At 63.9% G+C, this 21490-nt stretch carries 2 protein-coding genes; both read right to left on the bottom strand.

Annotated elements, in window-relative coordinates:
• Positions 1 to 19 precede the first annotated feature (19 nt).
• The gene (locus R3217_02360) at positions 20 to 19171 is read right to left on the bottom strand and encodes a filamentous hemagglutinin N-terminal domain-containing protein (GenBank protein ID MDX1454276.1); all 19152 of its coding nucleotides are present in this window, start codon (positions 19169 to 19171) and stop codon (positions 20 to 22) included.
• A 140-nt stretch (positions 19172 to 19311) separates the two neighbouring features.
• Positions 19312 to 21378, bottom strand: coding sequence for a ShlB/FhaC/HecB family hemolysin secretion/activation protein (locus R3217_02355; protein MDX1454275.1), 2067 nt, complete (start codon positions 21376 to 21378; stop codon positions 19312 to 19314).
• Positions 21379 to 21490: the final 112 nt, after the last annotated feature.

The following is a 21490-nucleotide window of genomic DNA, read 5'->3' as shown; positions in this document are numbered from 1 at the left end:
GCTCAGTGGTGACAGGGCCTTAGTATGGGCCCTGCACCCCACCGGGCTCGTTGCACTCGCCTTCCAAGGGATCGCAATCATCCGTCTCGAAGGTCTCTTCTTCGCTCTGGTCTGCCGGCATGGCGATACCCGAGCCGAGCACTTCGTACAGCGAGATATCCTCGAACAGCGACGGATCAATGAAGCCCTCGTCTGCCAGGCCACCACCTTGTTCACGATTCGCCGAGGACTGCGCCGATGACGTCACGGTCAGGTCCTGGTTGGTCGTGATGCGCAGGGCCTCGGCAAAGCCGAAGGCCACGGTCGCGGTGCTGTCGAAAATCACTTCCAGCGAGTTGCCGATGTTCTCGATCGTGACGCCGGTCGCGTTCGATGCGATCTGCAACTGCGCACCCGCGCCGGTACCCTGGGCGAAGATGTCCTCGCCCTGCTCACCGATGCCGCCACCAGCGACGAGGGCGATCAGGTTGCCGCTCAACAAGGTGTTGTTGCCACCCGTGTTGAGGATCTGGCCCTGCTGCTCGGTGAGCACCAGGTTCAGCTGGTTACCCGAGACAGTGCCGTTGACCAGGGTAATCAGGTCGCGAGCGACCAGGGTCAAGGTACCCGTGCCGACATCGATACTGTCACTGATCGTGATGGTCTGGGCGCGTGGCGTCTCGGCGATATCGAAGCCCGTGACGTAGCCACCGATCACCAGCCCGCTGTCGAAGCCGCTCAGCGCCGCAGCATTCAGGCTCAGGGTGGCACTGCTGCTACCCGTACCGATATCGATGCTGGCCCCGTCGGTTGCTGCGACCAGCGTCAGCTCGGCCGAACCCGAGACCGAGTTGGCACCGCCATTGAAGTCGATCACATCCGACAACATGGCCGTAGCCGAGGCAATGCTGACCGTGCTGTCGAAGACCAGCGACGAACCGGTGAGGTCACCGTTGAAGGTCGCTGCAGACCCATAAGTCTGCGCACCGGTCGTGGTCACGGTTCCGCCGAAGCTCGCGGCGGTTCCCGAGGTGGTCAGCGAGGTCAACGGCGTCGCGGCACCGACGGCACCGCCGACAGAGGCGTCGCCATCGAGCACAAGCGCGAAGCCACCATCCACATCGCCACCGATATCGACGGTCGCACCGCTGATCGAGCTGGCACCCAGCAAGACCACGTTGCCGCTGATATCCAGTGCACCGCCTGCCGCCAGGTCGCCATTCAGGCCAACGTTGCCGTTGTAGCCCTGGGCACCGGTGGTGGTCACGTTGACCAGCGCAATGCCGGTACCGGTCACATCCAGGCTGTCGAGCGCTGTCGTGTTACCGACCCTCGGCAGGAGGACATTGGCCGTGCCGGCATCAACGCTCAGGGAGCCGGCCGTCTGGGCATTGATGCCGCCAAAGCTGCGCAGGTTCACCTCGGTATTGGCCGTGGTGATGGCCGCCGCACCCTGCACCAGCAAGCCACCGGACATGCCGGTCACATCCAGGGTGTCGACGGTCAGGCCACCCGACAGGGTCATGCCCGTGCCGTTGAGATCCAGGGTTGTCACCGACGTCACATCGGCAAGGCCAATGCGTCCCGTACCCGAGGTCAGGGTGAAGGTGTCGTTGTTACCGCTTACCGCACCCGCAAACAGGATGTCACCGGCACCGGTACCCGTGCTGACACTGCGTGCCCCGCCCGTCAGCGTCACGTCGGACACGAAGCTGACCGCGTCACCCGTGGTGGTGATGTCGCCGCCCAGGCTGACATTGCCAGCACCGGTCTGCGTGAACGCACCGTTCAGGTTCATGGCCCCGCCGATGGTCAACAGGCCACCGTTGTCGATATCGACCGTGCCGGTGCCCGTGGTCGTGGTCGTCCCACCGAGGGTGACCGCAGCCGCGCTGACCAGGCTCAGGCTGGTCTGAGTGACATTGCCCTGCAGGTCGATTGCGCCGGCCGCATTCAAGGTCACTGCCTGGCCACCGCTCAGGTTGCCCGTGGCCGTGATGTTGCCACCACTGCTGGTCGTCACTGCCAGTGCAGCATCCAGCACCACGTTGTTGGCAATCAGCACGTTGCCGGCCGAATTGACGGTTGCGAGGTTGATGTGGTCATTGTTGTCAGCGCCACCGCGCAGGCTGACACCCGCGGCCGTGACACTCGTGCCGCTCAGGGTCGAGAAGTTGGTGTCGCCGGCCGAATCGACCTGCAGATCGACACTGCCCGTACCCGTGTTGATGGTCGTGAACGTCAGGTCGCCATCGGAGCTGACGGTCAGCGAGCCGGACGCACTGGTGATGGTGCTGGCGAAGCTGATGGCCGCATCGTTGCCACCGGTAATCACCGACGTACCGCCACCGCTCAGGACCACGCCACCGTTAAAGGTCAGGCCGTTGCTGGCCGTCAGGTCGACACCGCTGGCGAGATCGACCGGACCACCGAAGCTGAAGGAGCCGATCGCCGTGCTCGTGCCCATGTCGGCATTGATGTCGGACGAACCCGCAACCACCGTGTAGGTACCCACACCGTCAACCGTGCCATTGCTGGCAATGACGCCGGTGTTGCTGCCTGCATCGAGGCTGAGGTTGAAGCCTGCACCATCCACGGCACCACCGAAGGTGATGTTGGCGGTCGTGGTCGTATCGATCACCACGTTGTCGGTCAGCGTCAGTGCCGAGGCAAAGCTGATGGCATCACCACTGGTGGTGATGTCACTGCCGATATCGACCAGGCCCGCGCCGGTCTGCTGGAAGGCACCACCGAGGTTCAAGGTGGCCGCATTGGCCAGTGTCAACAGGCCGCCGTTGGCGATGACCAGGTTACTGGCAGCCGCGGTATTGAAGGCACCGCTGATGGTCACCTGGTCAGCCGTGATGCTCGTGGCACCAAGCGGCGTCGATCCGCCGACGTCACCGCTGAAGCTCACATCACCCGCGGTACCGGCGTTGATCGTCAGGGCATTGGCTCCATTGACGGTGCTGCCAAAGCTGACATTCGCACCGGCTGCTGCGCCGTTGGTGGTGTCGAGATTGACCGCACCCGACAGCGTGACGGCTCGCGTGAAGGTAATGGCATCACCCTGCGTGGTGATGTCCGCTGCCGTGGTCACGCCGCCGGTCAAGGTACCACCGAAGGTCACTGCGCCGTTGCTGGAAATGTCTGCGGCCGCCGACAGCGAGGTCGAACCCGTGCTGTCGATGGTAATTGCCGCCGACGAAACGATGGCATTGCCAAGAGTGATGGCCCCGCTGGAATCCAGGTCCAGGCCGGCCACGTTCCAGGCACCGGACTGGATGATGGACGCACCCGAGACGGTCAATGCACCCGTTGCCGTGGTCGCGCCGACGGTGACGCCATTCGCACCCGACAGGGTAATGGCCGAACCGGTCAGCGCGTTGAAGGCGACATCGCCACCACCGACCTGGTCGAAGTCGATGGTGTTGCCGACAGCCGACAGGCTGGTGACAGTCACCGCGCCCGCCGAGCTGTTGTCGATGTCGATGGCACCGTTGCCCGCCGTGACGTCGAACGTCGTGGCCGTGGTTGCCAGCGCGGCACCGCTGCCGACGTCGAGGCTGGCCGACAGCGTTACGCTGCTGGCTGCGATGTCGACGGCATCGGCACCGTCATCACGGATCCAGCCATTGCTGGTCGTGAGGTCGACGGCACCCGTGGCATCGATGAAGCCCACCAGGATGTTGCCCACCGAGGTGTAGGAGAAGTTGCCACCCGTGAAGTCCAGGGTCACTTCGTTACCCGTGTTGTCGATGATGGTGACGCTGTTCGACACCAGCGTGATGGTACCCGTGGCATTCAGCTCGAGTTCTACACCCGCGCCGCCGATGCTGCCGGTCACTGCGCTGAGGCTGACATCACCGGTGATGATGTCGTCCACCAGGTCCAGGTCGCGGTCGAAAATCGAGCCAGCGGTGGACGTGAGGTCGACGAGGCCGGTACCACCCGTCGTGATGACACCGATGGTGATATCGCCGGAGGTCGACATGGTGACCGTTTCATCGGCAGAACCGTCATCGTCGCCAGCCGACAGGCTGATGACATCGACAATGCCGGCCGCCAGCAGGTCGACGCTGCCGTCGAAGGTGGCAACCGAGGTCAGCGTGATGCCATTGGTCTCGTTCAACCAGACATCACCCGCTGCCGAGGTCGTGAGGACCAGCGAGGTGGCCGTGGAGTTGATCCGTGCACCGGAGGTACCGATTGCACCGGCAGCGCTCATGGTCAGCACGTCCGTGGTGATGGCACTGGTGGCATCGGTAATTGCCCCGCTCTGCGCATCCAGGAACACGTCGCCCTGCGCGCCGGCGTTCACGGTTCCGACAGCAATGCCGGCACCGGTGGACGTCAGGGCAATGTCATTGGCGTCGGAATCGGTGCTGGAGACAACGGAGGTTGCCGTGATCGCACCGCCCGCCGTGACGGACGTTGCTCCGTTGAAGGCGGTCAGCTGCAATTCGACACCATCGACCTCGGTGACCACGATTCCACCGGCTGCCGACGTGCTGCCGACAATCGTGTTGACTGCGGTGTCGACCGTCAGGTTGCCGGCTGCCGAAGCCGTCAGGACATCGGCGGTAATGCCGGTGGAGCCGCCCGAACCATCGGTAATGGCGCCGCCCGTCGTGGTCAGGAACACGTCGCCAGCCGCACCCGCATCCACCAGCACCACGTTCATGGTGGCGGCCTGCAGGGTGATGTCGTTGGCATCGTTGTCGGTCAGCGATGCGACATCCGTAACCGTCATCGCGCCGCCCGCCGTCACATTGATGGCACCGTCGTTGCTGTCGACGTCCGTCAGCGTGATGGCATCCAGCTCGGTAACGATGATGTCACCGGTTGCGCTGGTGCTCAGGTCGACACTCGTGACCTGGGTATCCAGCGTCATTGCACCGGCAGCGTCAGCCGTCAGTACGCCGCCAATGATGCCCGTGCCACCGCCGGAGCCGTCGGTGATTGCCGCACCGGCATTCAAGGTGACCGCGCTCGTTCCGGCGTTGACGGAGACGATGTTCATCGCACCACCCGAGGTGATGTTGATGGCACCGCTGCCTGCCGTGGCAGTGTCTGCACTGGTCACGGTCACGGCATCCGTTTCATTGATGGTGATGTCACCGACCGCGCTGGTCGAAAGGTCGAGACTGGTGACCGTGGTATCGAGGGTGATGGCGCCTGCGGCATCCGCCGTCAGCACATTGGCTGTCACGCCAACACCCGCATCGGTGATTGCACCGCCTGTGGCATTCAGCGTCACGTCACCGGTCGCGCCGGCATCCACCAGGCCGACCGCAATCGTCGAGCCGGTAATCGCGATGTCGTTGGCGGCATTGTCCGTCAGCGATGCGACATCGGTAGCCGTTACGGCACCGCCCGCGGTGACGGTGATGGCACCGTCGTTGCTGTCGACATCGGTCAGGATGATGGCATCGACTTCGGTGACCACGATGTTGCCCGCAGCACTGGTCGACAGGTCGGCACTGGTCACGTTGGTGTCCAGCGTCATGCCACCAGCAGCGTCGGCGGTCAGCAAGCCGGCGACAATGCCGGTCAGGCCGCCCGAGGCGTCGGTGATGGTGCTGCCTGCGTTCAAGGTGACCGCATTGGCACCCGCATTGATCGACACGATGCTCATGGCGTCACCCGCCGTGATGTCGATCGCGCCACCCGCATCCGAGACGGAGGTGAGCGTGATGGCGTCGGTCTCGACCAGGGTCGTGCCACCGTTGGCAGAACCGCTGAGGATCTCGACAACCGTCGTGTTGATCGCGTTGGTCGCACCCACCGTGGTGGTGGCGCTGTAGGACAGGTCATCGGCAACCACGCTGCCGCCACCGGCCGTATCGTCGATGGCGCCGGCCGTGGCCAGCAGGCTGACATCGCCAGCACCCGAGGCGCTGATCGTGCCGCCGTTGAGGTCGATGGACGTACCCGACAGCGTGATGTCGCCGGCATCGGTGCCGGTCGTGTTGGTCACGCTGCCAATCACCAGCGCGCCACCTGCCGAAATGTTCAGCGTGCCGCCACTGTTGCTTGCCGACGTGATGATCAGGTCATTGGTTTCGACCAGGTTGGTCGTACCGGCAGACACGCCACTGAGCAGCTCGACCACGGTCAGGTTCAGGGCCGTGCCCGCACCGACGCCGCCAGTTGCGCTGTAGCTGAAGTCATCCGCAACAATGCTGTTGCCACCGAAGGTGTCGACAATGGAGCCTGCCGTCGCCGTCAGGACCACATCACCGGATGCGCCAGCGTTCAGGTCCGCGCCCGCCAGGTCGATGCTGCTACCGCTGATCAGGATGTCTGCGGTATCTGCCCCGCCCGTCTGCAAGGTGACGTTGGCCAGGGACACACTGGTGGTGGCATTCACGTCCAGCAGGTCGGTGGTGGTAATTCCCGCCGTGATGCTGGTGGTGGTCGTGGAGTCCGCATCCAGCGAATTGGCGGTCAATGCCCCGTTGATCTGCAAGGCAGCCGAAGACAGCAACGTGACGTCACCGGCGACATTGGTCACGCCGCCCAGGGTGATGCCGTCTGCCGTGATCGACAGGTTGCCGGTACCGGTCACATCGACCGTACCCGTCTGCAGCGTCGTGGCGCTGCTGAGGGTCACCGTGTCGGTGGCATCGATATTGGTGATGCTTGCACCACCGGCGCCCGTCTGGTCGAAGTCGATCGTGCCGGACGTGGTGGTCAGGTCGCTGACCGTCACCAGCGTGGTGAAGTTGTTGTCGAGATCGATGTTGCCACCCGCCGTCACGGCCAGGGTATCGGTCTGCGTGAACAGGGCCGCGCTATCGCCGACGTCGAGGCTGGCATTCAACGTGATGCTGCTGCCGGCAATGTCGACTGCATCGGCGCCATCGTCCCGGATGTAACCGGCCGAGGTCTCGAGCAGCACCGTGCCGCTGGCATTGATGAAGCCGACCAGGATGTTGCCGGACGCCGAGTACTCGAAGTTGATACCGGTGAAGTCGAGCGTGACATCGCTGCCGCTGTTGTCATCGATGAACAGGCTGTTCGACGAGAGCGTCAGCGTGCCGTTGGCGTTCACTTCCAGCTGGTCTTCCGGATCCGGACCGCCTGCCGGGGTCGGATCGCTGCCACCGATGTTGCCGGTGATGGCACTCAGCGTCAGGTCGGAAGTGACCAGGTCGTCGATCTCGTCATCCTGCTGGTCGTAGATCGAACCACCCGACGTCGTCAGGCTGATACTGCCCGTCGTGCCGGTGGAGATCAGGCCCACATGGATGTTGCCACTGGTGTTGATGGTGACGGATTCGTCGGCCGAACCATCATCATCGCCCGCCGTGAGGCTGGTGGCATCGACCACGCCGGCCGCTGCGACACTGATCGAACCGTCGAAGGTGCTCAGCGAGGTCAGCGTGATGCCGTTGGTCTCGTTGATGAAGATGTCGCCAGCACCGGACACCGACGCCGTCAGGCTGTTGACCGTGGTGTTGATCTCGTTGCCCGAGGCACCGATACCCGTGGTCGCGGTGAGGGTCAGGTTGTCACCCGACACCGCGCTGGTGCTGTCGGTGATCGCCCCGCCCTGCGCATCGATGCTGATGTCGCCGAGGCCGGAAGCCGCGACGTTGCCCACGGCGATGCCGGCACCGGTCGAAACCAGGGTGACGTCATCGGTGTCGGTACCGCCCGTGGCGCTGACACTGGTTGCGGTAATCGCACCACCGGCCGTGATGCTGATCGCCCCGCCGCTGTCGCTGACCGAGGTCAGGACGATGGCGTCGGTTTCGTTGATGGTCGTGCCACCGGCTGCCGAACCGCTGAGGATCTCGGCCACCGTGGTGTTGATGGCGTTGGTCGCACCGACCGTCGTGGTTGCGCTGTAGGACAGGTCGTCTGCCACCACGCTGCCACCGCCCACGCTGTCGTCGACGCTGCCGGCCGTGGCCGTCAGGCTGACATCACCGAGGCCAGCCGCACTGACCGTGCCACCGGCAAGATCGATGCTCGTGCCTTGCAGCGCGATGTCGTCGGTGTCGCCGGCGCCCGTGGTGCTGACACTGGTCGCGGTGATCGCGCCACCGGCCGTGATGCTGATCGCCCCGCCGCTGTCGCTGACCGAGGTCAGGACGATGGCGTCGGTTTCATTGATGGTCGTGCCACCGGCGGCCGAACCGCTGAGGATCTCGGCCACATTGGTGTTGATGGCGTTGGTCGCACCGACCGTCGTGGTCGTGCTGTAGGACAGGTCGTCTGCCACCACGCTGCCACCACCGATGCTGTCGTCGATGCTGCCGGCCGTGGCCGTCAGGCTGACATCACCGAGGCCAGCCGCACTGACCGTGCCACCGGCAAGATCGATGCTCGTGCCTTGCAGCGCGATGTCGTCCGTGTCGGTTGCACCCGAGGTGCTGACGCTGGTCGCGGTGATCGCGCCACCGGCGGTGAGGCTGATCGCACCAGCGCTGTCGCTGACCGAGGTCAGGACAATGGCATCGGTTTCATTGATGGTCGTGCCACCGGCGGCCGAACCGCTGAGGATTTCGGCCACCGTGGTGTTGATGGCATTGGTTGCGCCGACCGTCGTGGTCGCGCTGTAGGACAGGTCGTCCGCCGTGATGCTGCCGCCACCGACGCTGTCGTCGATGCTGCCGGCCGTGGCCGTCAGGCTGACATCACCCAGGCCTGCAGCGCTGATCGAGCCGCCCGCCAGGTCGATGCTGTTTGCCGACAGGATGATGTCGTCAGTATCGGTCGCACCGGTCGAACTGATGCTGCCAACCGTGATGCCCGCGGTCGAAGTCAGGGTCACCGAATTGTTTGCGGACACGCTGGTGGCAACCAGGTCACCACCACCGCTTTGATCCACAACAACCGTTCCCAATACCGTGCTGACGGAGGCGAGCGTGGTATTCGTGGCGTTGTTGCTGAGAATGTCGATGTTGCCGCTGGTATTGACCGTTGCAGAAATGGAATCCGCGACGATGTAGAGGTCGGTGCCCGAAATCGTGCCGATACCCCCCGTATCCGTGGTCATGATCACAGTCGGTGCCGTGATCGAGACCGTCGTGCTGCCAGCGAACCAGTCGGAAATGCCGGCGCTCGCCGTAACGGTGACCGTGCCGGCTGCCGTGACGTCTTCCAGCAGCACGAAGTCCGCCGTGCTGGTCGCCGTCACGTTTCCGGCCGAGTTGACCGAGGTGTCGAAGCCGATGCCGCTGACCGCAAATTCATTGCCGAGCACCAAGGCATCGCTCGCCTGAACCGTGATGTTGCCACTGGTCGTCGTGGAGCCGCCGAAGATCAGCGCGGAGGTCGCACTGGTTTCCACGAAGGTGATGTTCGCGGAATCGGTATTCGCTTCGGCAAGGACATTGCCGCCACCGCCATTGTTGGAAATATCGATGGCACCGGCAAGGCTGTCGATGCGGTAGTTACCGGCAACAGCAGTTTCCAGCGTAGCGGCTGCGCCGATGCCGGTAGCGGCATCGAGATCCGCACCACCCGAGGCAACGATGTCCGCGCCGGCATCCGCTCCACTCTCTTCGATGGCGCCGCCTGCATTCAGGGTGACCGAGCCAACAGCATCCACCAGCGCAACCAGGATATCGGCGTCATTGGTGACGGCGATATTGCCGCTGTTGGTATCGACCGAGGTCAGGATCAGGTTTTCGCCGCCCGTCTGGTCGATGGTGATGGCGCCGGAAGCCGTCGTCACGCTGGACAGCGTGACCGTACCCAGGCCGGTCGCGTTGTTGTTGAAATCGATAGCGCCAGTGGTCGTGTCCGCGCTGATGCTGGCGCCAGCCAGGTTCAGGGCAGTGCCGACACCGATACCGTCATAGGCATTGAGGTCGATCACGGCACCGCTGATCAGCGGTGAACCGAAGATGCTGCCCTCGTTGTCGCCCACGGCGTCGCCGACGTTGGCGTTGAGGGTGACCGTGCCGCCCGCGGTGATGCTGCCGACAATCAGGCTGATGTCATCGGCCGCACTGATGGTCACGTTGCCGGCGGCGATGATGTTGCCGGCCAGCTGGAAGTTCTGCGGCGTCAGGTTGTCACCCGGGCCGGTCTCGTCGTTGTCCAGCGCCACGATGGTGACGTTGCCCGCCGTGGATTCGAGGGTCAGGTTTGCAAACAGTGCAAACGACACGCCGTTGCCGTTGACCGTGATGTTGATGTCGCCCGGAGCCGTCACCCCGACACCCTGTGTCGGGTTGCCGAGATTGATGTTCTCGGACGTTTCGATGTCGATGCCGCCCGAGGTCGAGACCGTCGCACCGAAAATGTCGGTATCGATCTGCAGGTTCGAGGTCGTGCCGATGCCGGTACCGGCATTCAGCACAAGCTGGCCACCGACATAGGCAAAGCCGATATCGTCGTCGTCATTGATCGTGCCATTGGTGTTCACGATCAGGGTCTGGCCCGTACCGAAGGTCACGTCATCGATGGTCACGTCACCGGAGCCGCCCGCCCCGGCCGTACCGACCGACAGGACGCCGCCCGGGCCGCCCGAGGCGGTGACCAGCGCATCAAGATCGGCATCGGAAAGCTGGAAGGTGCCTGCACCGGTGCCAAGACCGATGGTCGTACCGGCCGTGAACGGCGACACGGAGATGCCACCACCGGCTTCCTCGACGGAGGCAAAGCTGCCGGCCGACAGGCCATCCGAGGTGACGCTCAGCGAGCCGGCCGCACCCAGGTCGACGGCGATGCCGGTACCGTCGTAGGTGCCGTCCTGCGCGTTGAAGATCAGGTTGTCGTCCGTGAGGCTCGGCGTGAAGTCTTCATCGAGCGCCGCGGTCAAGGTCAGGGTATTGCCGCCCGTGACCAGCACGGACACGGTATCGGCCTGTGCCAGCACGGTGTCGATGGTGCCGACTTCGAGGCTGGAGGAAGAGCTGACGTAAGCCTCCGCCGTACCAGCGCCCGACAGCGCGATGTTCAGTTCGCCCTGGTCGTTGACTGCACCACCCGACGCCGTACCGATGGTCACGGCCACTTCCGTGCCCAGGCCGCCGATATTGGCCGCGTCGAGATTGATGCTGCCCGAGGTCGCCGTATAGAGGGCTGCGGTATCGAGAGCGTCACCGGTGGTGAAGCTCACGCCATTGGTGATGTCGCCCACCACCGACACGGTGATGCTGCCTGCGGTGACGTTGGTGCCACCGCCGCCATTGCTGGCCGAGCCAGTGGTCAGCGAGCCAGCCGTGCCGGACAGGCCGCCCGCACCCGTCGTGGTGATGTTGATATCGCCCGAAGTACCCAGCGCACCCGTGGTCGTAGCAAGCGCCGCATTGACGATCACCTCACCGGTGGCATCCACATCGATGACACCGACAGTCATGGCGCGATCGAAGGTCACCGTGCCGCCACCCGCGGTATTCACGTCGAGCAGGATGTTGCCGATGCTGGTATCGGAACCGAGCGAATCGAAGCTGATCGCACCACCCGCCGTGGAACCGATGGACACCGTTTCCGTTCCGGTAGCCGTGATGTCACCGACGACCAGGTCGCTCGGCGAGGTGATGAACACGCTGCTGCCGTTGGTCGTCAGGTTCAGCTGACCGGCCGTGCCGGCGGTGCCGAACACGACATCGAGGGCATTCGCGGCATCCGTACCGATGCCGTTGGCATCCAGGTTGATGTCGCCACCGGTGGTGCTGGCCGCGCCAACGTTCAGCGCCAGGGTATCGGCAATGCTGCCCGATGCCGTGATGTCGATGCTGCCGCTGGTGCCACCGGAGGAGTCGCCGGTAAACAGGCTGGCGTTGCCCGACACGCCACCGCCGGAAACGATGGTGATGTTGCCCGAGGCCGTCGCGTTGTCCGCAGTACCCGTATTGGCCAGGAAGAACACGGTGTCGCCGGTGTTGATCTCCAGCGTGCCGACCGTGATCGCTTCATTGAATACGACATTGCCGCCGGCACCGGTGGTGTCGACGTCCAGCGTCAGGGCACCCAGGTTGCCGTACACCGATCCGGCCACGAACTGGATGGCTGCACCGGCATTGATGAAGTTGAATTCGTTGGCATTGGTGTTCGACGCCGTCGACAGGTCGCCAATCAGCAACTGCACGCCATTGCCATCGACGAAGGCACCGCCCGCACCGGCACCGCCGGTGGTGGCAATGTCCAGGACACCGCTGGCGGCACTGCCACCGAACGAAGACGCCGTGCCGGTGGAGAAGATGACTTCGTTACCCGCGCTGCCGATGGAGGCTGCAGTGACACTGATCGAGCCGGCCGTTGCCGTGTTGGCACCAGTGTCGGTGGCATCGCCCGCCGTGAAGGAAATGGTGTTATCGACGGTACCGGCGATATTCAGGGTGATGTCCCCTGCCGTGACATTCGTGCCACCGCCGGAATTGTCGGCGTCACCGGTGGTGATGCTGCCGGCCGCGCCGGTCAGGTTGCCGCCGGCGGTGGTGGTGATGTTGATCGCTGCCGTCGTGCCGGTGGTGCTGGCCGTCGTAGCCAGCGCGCTGTTCAGCGTGACAAGGCCGGCGGCATCGATGTCGATCAGTCCCGTCGAGGTGATGTCCTGGTTGATCGTCAGGAAGTCGCCCGAGTTGATGGTGACGCTGTTGAAGGTATGCGCCGAGGTGCGATCGTAAATGATTGCCCCGCCCGCACCGGTGGTGATCACCAGGTCGGCCGTCGAAATGCCGGCGCCAAGGAAATCACCGGTGGTCGGCAGGCTGATACCGGAGTTGTCGGAATTCAGGGAAATGACATTGCCCGTGCCCGCCACGGTGATGTTGCCGACTTCGAAGTCGGCCGCACTGGTACTGGTGACATAAATGCTGCCAGCACCCGCGCCGCCCGTCGTCTCCAGCGTCAGGACGCCGGGCACCTGGCCCGAACCGCCCGTGGGCTGGCCGAAGTTCAGTTCGACGGCATTGCCCGCGGAGCCGATGCTGGAAGCCGTCAGGCTGATGGAGCCCGCCGTCACGGTGTCATTGGCACCGCCGGTGGAATCGGTCGGCGTGCCGGTGGCGAAGGTCACCGAGTTGTCGATGGTGCCACTCACATTGACGACGATGGAGCCGGACGTAATGCCGCCACCATCACCGGAATTGCTGTCGTCGGCATTGCCGGTCGCCAGGGTGGCCGTGCCACCGCTGACCAGACTGCCGCCCGAGGTCAGGATGTTGATGTCACCGCTCGCACCGTCAACCGAATCGGCCGTCGAGAGGTTGGCATCGAGGTTGACGTTGCCCCCGGTGTCGATGTCCACGGAGCCGACCACGAGACCGCCGGTCACGTTGAACGTGACATCGCCGGTACCGCCATCGATGTCGAGCACGTCGTCACTGACGTTGATGTAGCTGGCCGAGCTGCCGCCCAGCAGGATCTGCGCGCCCGCCGTATCGGCCGACAGGTTGAGCGTGTTCGCGCCCACCGCCGTCTGGATGGCGGTCAGCGTCAGGTTGGAACTGGTATCCAGGAAAATGTCGCCGCCGCTGGTCAGGCTGACGAGCCCGGAAACGTCGACGTCGAATGCGCCGACGCCGGCCGAGGTACCGATGTTGTTCGCCGCATCGAGTGCCAGGGTACCGGTGGTAGTCACCGCAACAGCACCGTCTGCACCCGGGGTCGAATCGAGGATCGAACCGGCCTGCGCGGTCAGCGACACGTTGCCGGCGCCGATGGTGTTGATCGCGCCGTCAGCGACCAGCAGGTCGCCACTGGTGGTGGTCAGGCTGAAGTCGAGGTCCAGCGCCGTGTTGGACGCCGTGGTCAGCGTCGTGTCGGTGCCGTCATCCGACAGCGAGATCGTGGTCGCACCGGACAGCGAGAAGGTGCTCGTGCTCGGCGTCCAGGTCAGCGCGAAATTGGTCAGCTCGACATCGTTCGAAATGAAGATGTCGGTGCCCGCCGACAGCACCAGGTCGGTGGTACCCGACAGGTCGAGGTCGGCCGGATCGGCACCAGTGCCGATGCTGCCGGAAGCCGTCAGTGCAATCTGGCCGGTGGTGGTGATGTTGGCGTTGGTGTCAGCGCCTGCCGAAGCGTCTTCGATATTGCCGCCCGAGGCCGTCACGCTGATGTTGCCGGCACCGGCCTGCAGGCCGTCCTCGGCAATGGTGACACTGGTGCCACCGGTGAGCGTGATCACGCCGTTATCGGCTGACGTATCCAGCGCGCCACCGACAACCAGCGCGTCGCCGGCCACGATTGTCAGGCTGCCGTCGACCGTGGAAGCGCCGATGGTCGTGCCCGAAGCATCGCCATCGGTATTGGTGAAGCTGACATTGGCGCCCGTGCCATCCGTCGAGAAGCTGACGGTGCCATCGATGTCGTTGCCCGCAGTGACCAGGGTCACGGTGTTGTTGTTGCTGAGCACGAAGCCGGCAGTGCCGATCACGTCCAGCGCGCCGCTTTGGGTGACCGAACCGTTGTTGGCGATGACCGACAGGTTGCCGGCAATGGTCGAAGCGCCGAACTCGATGCCGCCGAGGCCTGCATCGACGGTCACGTTGCCCGCGTTGCCGCCCGAGGTGGCCGTGGTGAAGGACACCGCACCGCCGAAGCTGTTGCCGGTGTTGCCCAGGCTGATCGCCTGGTCGTCATTGGTCGTGGTGAATGCCGAGGTCAGCGTGACAACAAGCGCGCCGCTCTGCGAAATGGTATCGGCTGCGGTCACATCGAGGTCGCCGGAGATCGTCGAGGCGCCGAAAGAAATTTCGTCGACATCGACAATCACCGCGTCACCCGCCTGGGTGATCACGATGCTGTCGAAATCGTTGGCTGCCGAATCGAGCAGCACGTCGTTCGTGCCCTCGGTGGTACCGCCGGCATCGAATGTGGCCGTCGGTGCAATCACGGTACCGCTGTCGGTGATGTTGCCCGCAGCGGTAACCGTCAGGCTGGTACCGGCAGTGATGGCGCCGAGGTCGATATTGTCCGCATCGACCAGGGTGATGTTGTTGCCCGAGGTGACGCTGACCGCGCCACCGTTGTCGTCGTTATCGAAATCGTTGGACGTGCTGTCCAGGACCAGGTCGACGGCTGCGCCCACGGCCAGTGTGGTCGTGCCGGCCACCGACAGCGCGCCGGAACCGTTGTCCGCAATCGTGCCGGTGCCTGCCGAGGTGTCGAGATCGGCATTGCCGCCCACCGACAGGGTGGCGTTGTTCAGGTTGATGATGTCGGCGTCGACCGTCAGGTCACCGCCGATCGAACCACCATTGAGGTCGACCTGCCCGGTCGTACCGGCGTTCAGGGTCAGCGACGAGGCCGCGCCAAGCACGTCCGTCAGCAAGCCCGAGTTGAAATTGATCGCTGCGCCGGTGGCCGTGCCGCCGGCATTGGTCGTGTCGATGCTGATCGCCGCCACGTCCAGGTCGACCGTCGTGGCATCCAGCGTCACCGCCGTGCCAGAGGTCACGATATCGCCAGACAGGGCGATCTCGTTTCCGGCCAGCAGGTCGATGGTCGCATCGCCCGTGCCGGTCAAGGTGCCACCGACGATCACATCGCCACTGGCGCCACCAGACTGGATGGTCAGCGGATCGGCAAAACTCACACCACCGGAATCCGTGCTCACCAGGCCCGTGCCGTCGGCACGACCCAGGGTGATGCTCGCGAAACCGTCAGCCAGCGCGGCGATGTCCGTGCTGGTCAGGTTGAGCGCCGCATCGTCCGTGGCGCCACCGATGGTCATGTCCTGTGCGACGGTGCTCTGGAAAATGGTCACCGCGCCGGAGCCGGTAATGCTGTTCGCACCACCCAGCAAATCGACTTCGGCGCCTTCCAGCGAAAGGCTGCCGGCGCCGATGGCGAAGGCCGTGTCATTGATGGTCAGGGTGCCATCAACGGTGGCGAAGGAAACGGTGTCGCCCGAGATCGAATCCGTCATGTCTTCGATGGTCAGGTTCGCGGTACCGGAGGTCGTGATGTCGACCGTCTGCGCGCCGGCACCGGTGTCGATGTCGGCAACGGCGAGGTTCTCGCCCGAGGTGACGTAGGCGGAATCGGTGCCGCCACTGAGATCCAGCGTCAGGCTGCCATCAACGATGGCGCCATCGGCATTGGTCAGGGAGCCGGTGCCCACCGAAACATCGAGGCGACCGGTCGCACCATCGCTGGAAATCAGGCCATCGGACACCAGGCTGATCGAGCCGATGGTCGCGGTGTCATTGGTGCCCGCATCATCGTCCAGCGACGCATTGCCCGTGGCGACGGCATCGGCTGCCGACAAGGTGATGTTGCCGCTGGCGTCCAGCGTCACGTTGCCTGAGGTCGCGATCTCCGTCGTGCCATTGCCGTCACCCAGCGCATCGCCGGAGGAGACGGTGCCTGCACCGGAAATGCTGCCGCCACTGGCGGTCAGCGATACGTTGCCGGTCACGGCATCGAGATCGGCCGACGTTGCCGAACCCGATCCCACGGCACCACTCAGTGCGATGGCGCCCGAGGCCGCCAGCGTCACGCTGCCGGAGGTGGCTTGCACATCACCGGTGCTGGAGGTCGCATTGCCCGAGACCACGCTGGCCACGGTGATGTCGCCACCACCGGCCAGGAGATCGACCAGGCCGGAGGTCGAGGCATCCTGTGCGGACGTGGCGCTACCGCTGCTGACGGTGCCGGTGAAGGTAATGGCTCCTGCCGTGGCATCGACGTCGATATCGCCGGAAATGGCAGCACCGCCGCCCGAGGTCGGCGTGGAGGCACCCGTGGCCAGCGACGTGCCGCTGATGTTGCCCGTGGTGGTGGAGATGGTGATGTCACCTGACGTTGCGGCAACCGAGTTGGCATCCAGTGTCGCCGTGCCGGTGCTGACGGCATCGCCGAGCGCGATGCCGGTCGAGGCGGTCAGGGTTACCGAACCGGAAGTCGAAGCCTGGTCATCGCCGTCGACCGCGCCGGTGGCAATCGTGCCACCCGCGCTGGAGGAAATCGTGCCCGTCGTCGAAGTCACGTTGATAGCGCCGGATATGCCCTGGTCATCGGCCGACGTTGCAGTACCGGTCGCGACCGCCGCATCAATCGCGACGTTGCCTGCCGAGGAGCTGATCGTCACAGCACCCGAATTCACCGCCACGTTGTTGCCGGTATTCGAGGCATTGCCGGTCGTCACGGCGTCGCCAATCGTCACGCCATTGGCGCCCGCAATGGTGATGCCTCCCGAATCCGTGTTCAGGGTGTCATCGCCATCGGCCGCACCGGTCGTCAAGGTGCCGCCGGCATTGGTGGTTACCGTGCCGTTGTTGCTGGTAATGCTGATCGCGCCGGAGTCGGCCACGTCGTCATTGGCCGAGGTGTCACCGGTGGTCAGCGCACCGCTGATATCGATGTTGCCGTCGGCCGTCAGGCTGATGGTGCCGCTGAGCGCCTGGTTGTTGTTGGAGGTGACATCCACATCACCGGTGGTCAGTGATGCTCCGCCACCGATGGTGATCGCGCCACCCGTCGAGGTCAGGGTGATGTCACCGGAATCCTGGTCCTGGGTATCGGCAATGCTGCCCGTGGTCAGCGCGCCATTGACGGTGATATCGCTATCAGCCGTGATGGAAATGTTGCCGGTATTCAGCGCGCCGGTGCCCGGCGCAGTGGACAGTGTGCCCACGGTTACCGTGGCCGTGCCCGCACCGCCATCCGAACCGGCAATCAGCACGATGTCAGCCGTTTCAGTAGTCACCAGCGTCATGTCGGCGATGTTGATGCCAGCGCCCGTGTTGCTGGTGGTTTCCAGCGTGATGTCCGTGCCGGCCGTCAGGGTGACCGTGAACGCGCCACCACTGGTCGTGATGCTGTTGACCGCCTGCAGGATGATCGAGGTGCCGGCGGAAACGCTTTCCAGCTCGCTTTCGTAAACCGTGTACGTCGTCGGCGTATCACCGAACAGGATGGTCGGGTCGTCCAGCGTGCCGGAGCCACCACCGGAGTCGTCACCGTCACCGGTGCCAGCCGCGATCACGATGTCGTCCGGATCGAGCAGCAACACACCGAATTCGCCGTTCTCGGCGGACATGTCGACCAGGCCCTGGAAGACCAGGCCGCCACCCGACACTTCCGCAAAGCCGCCGTCGCCGCTGCCGGCGCCACGGCCCGAAATGGAACCGTAGAAACGCGTGCCATCGGATGACCAGACGACGGCACTGCCGCCGTCGCCGTCCTGCGTGGCATCGACATTGATGACAACGTCACTGCCCACGTAGGCATGCGAGGCTTCCTGCAGTCCTTCACCACCCTGGATTCCACCACCGACACGAATGTCGCCACCGCCCGCGCTGCCCGAAGCATCCAGCACGGCATCGCCGACCAGGGCAACCTGGTCGCCCAGGACCTGGATGGTGCCGCCATTGCCCGAATCGTTGCTGGCATCGATGACGCCACTGTTGGCAACGACACCGCCCTCGCCTACCAGGTAGACACGACCTTCGACGTCTTCGACGCCCTGCGCTGCAATCACGCCTTCATTGTTCACGACCTGCGAGAACACATCGCGTGCAGCGGACGCCGACAGCAGGATGGAACCGCCACGCGCGGCAATTTCGCCGCTGTTGGCAATTGCCGAGTCGAGACCATAGGCATTTTCCAGCACCTCGCCATCGACCGCGAACTGGATCAGGCCGTCGCCATCGAAGTCGATGGTGACCTGCTCGCCGACACCGATATTCACCGTGCCGAAGTCGGCAAGGATTGCACCGTCATTGACGACGCCGCCGCCAAACAGGTTGATGGAACCACCGTTGGCCGCCTGCAAAAGGCCGTGGTTGATGATCAGGCCACCGACGCTGCCGTCGGTGTTGTTGAACTGCCAGTCACCGCTCAGGAAACTGTCGTTGGAAATGTCGAGACCGGAAACGAACAGGCTGCCGACATCGACCGACGCGTTGCGGCCGAAGACGAAACCGTAGGGATTGACCAGCAGCAGGCGTCCATTGGCGTTGATCTGACCGAAAATCTCGGAGGGGTTCTGATCGAGAATGCGGTTCAATGCAGCGGCGTCGGAACTGGGCTGGATGAAGTTGACCACTTCATCGGACGCGACGTTGAACGTCGACCAGTCGATGATTACCAGGTCGGTAAGCTGGTCGATGTTGGTTGTCACCTGGTCAGGTCGAGTGACTCGAGCTTCGCCGGAGACGACGCTTTCGCCTGTAGGGCCTGCTACCGACACTCCGAATGCAAGTGCCAGGTAGGCTGCAACGAATGTCGCTGTTGCAGAACGAAGGTAACGCTTGGCTGCCGACTTTGCGGTCATGATCTCACCCCTGTTGCAACGACTGGTTTTCAGCCGCCGCTCGCCCCCGGAGGGCATCTACTCGGCCCGGACCTCCAGGCCCGGACTTGCACCTAACGAACCGACCGGCATCAACGGATGCCGGCCACCACTTCACCTGCTCAGAACTGCCAGGTGAAGTCGACCCAGTACTGACTGTCATCAAACACGGCGCGCGGATCGGTTGGTTGCGGATTTTCGTCCGCACCACCGCTGCGCCACGCTGCCTGGACGTTCAAGCTGAACGAACCCGGCAAGCCGAACTCGATGCCGATGCCATAACCCGATTCGGTGATGTCATCGAAAATGTTGGCGCTGCTGCCGCCACCAACCTCGTTGAAATAACCCTGCGCATAATCGGCGAACACCGTGAAGCGCAGCAGGTCACCCCAGTTGCGATTGGCAAATGCCGGCTTGTCTGCAAAGCCCGGCGCACGCACGCCCCATTCCACGGAAACGAACGCGCCGTAGTCTGAAAGGAACTGCGAACTCGGCACGCCACGCACGCTGGCCGGTCCGCCAATGACGAAGCGCTCCAGCGAGGTCAGCGGGTCGGCGGTGTAGGTGCCGTTGGCTCGCAACAGCAAGGACTGGTTGGCAGTCATGCTCTTCAACCACGACATGCCCAGCGACGCCTTGGTGAAGTCTGCGCCCACTCCCGCGATAGTCGGCGGCGGCTGGATGCTGCCGTCTTCGAGTTCTTCCACGGTCGGTGCACCGAGCGCACCGTCAAGGCCGATATCGACGCGGGCATAGGCCGTGACGATGGTTGCGGTTTCTGCACTGATCAACTCGTAATCGAACTGCGCACCGAACACGTCGATATCATCGCGTGCAGTGACCCGGCCGAACACCTCGGTGTCGGCAACCTTGCGCGCGAGATCGAACTTGAGGGCCGTGCGGCGTGCACGGGTCCGGCTGAGGTTCCAGTCGTAGTAGAGGCGGTAGATGTCCGAAGTACCGCCCGCGTCGTTGTCGGTTGCAGACTGGGAAAGGCTGTCGACGTCAAAGGAATTGTTGGTCAGTTCGATGCCGATCTTGTGACGCGGGTTGGAAAACGGCACCTGGTACTTCAACGAGCCGAACAGCGAGTTGTCCGGCGAGTACGTCTGCAGCACGGTCAGCTCGAGATAATCGGCCGCGCCAAACGGGTTGTTCCAAATGGCATCGGCCAGCAGGCGATTTTCGCCAGTAAAGCGCGTACCGTGATTGTCCACGCGTACCAGGAAGTCCAGCGGGTCCTCCTCCGACACGTTGATCAGCAAATCGGCCTCACCGACTTCACCGCCAGGCTGGAACACGCCGACAGCACTCAAACCGGGATAACCCTGCAAGGTCAGCAAGGCGTCTTCCGTCTTTTCCACGGTAACGAGCTTGCCGGTCAGGTCACGGAACGGTGCCTGCAGGCGCGAATGGCTGTAGCGACGGTTGCCGTCGGACAAGACCTGGCCGAGGCGTCCTTCCAGCACGCGGATCGCCACGATGCCTTCCACGACTTCCTGGGCCGGCACGACGGCGCGAGCAAGGAAGTAACCCCGCTCGCGGTAATAGCGCGTGATTTCATCGGCAATCAACTGCAACTGGCCGATGGTCAGGCCCTGGTTGCGCTCGAGTCGCTGCAGGCGCAACTGGTCCACGAAAGACTGGTAGGCACGCACCTGGCGATCAGGGCTCAGGTCGCGCACCACATCCGACATGAAATCGACAATTGCTTCGCGCTCGTCCGGCGTGAAGCCATCCGGCCCGACATCCTCCTGGTTCTGGCGCGCCACACGGAGGCGCGCAAGCAGTTCGTTCAGTTCTTCGAAGCGCGCGGCAACGCGGGCATCGATTTCTTCCTTGATGATGCCGGCTTCCGGATCATCGATCACGCCGGTGATGACGAACTTGCGCACGAATACACGACCGCCCTCGTCGACACCGAGTGGGCGCTGGAAGACCGGCGGAATTTCGAACACCAGCTGGTTGGGATCGAGCACGGGTGCAGCAGGCAATACCGGAGAAGGCAATTCACCTTGTGTCTGCGGCTGCGACGAACCACCTGGAAGTGGCGGCAGGTCTGGCAACGGCAACGGCGTGTTGGCCAGCGCCGGCGTCGACAGGCAGGCGAACACGCCCAACATGACCATGCGGATATGCCTGGTCGTCACGCCGACCAGGCCTGCGGAAGATTCAATCACGACTTGCATGTAATCCCCTCAAGAATCGGTTCAGCACCGATCTGTTCGCCGTGGCACCCCGCCTCCATGTAAAGGTCCGCTACCACAGCGCCATGCCGTCACCAATCGGTGACAACCCCCG

This window comes from Gammaproteobacteria bacterium (genome assembly GCA_033720895.1).
Classification (GTDB): Bacteria; Pseudomonadota; Gammaproteobacteria; order Natronospirales; family JAJUFS01; genus JAWWBS01.
This window is presented reverse-complemented; position numbering and strand designations above follow the sequence as displayed.

Bases quoted from the DNA above. Each gene is read 5' to 3' on its own strand.
- R3217_02360 (MDX1454276.1), bottom strand. From the start codon at position 19,171: ATGACCGCAAAGTCGGCAGCCAAGCGTTACCTTCGTTCTGCAACAGCG.
- R3217_02355 (MDX1454275.1), bottom strand. From the start codon at position 21,378: ATGCAAGTCGTGATTGAATCTTCCGCAGGCCTGGTCGGCGTGACGACC.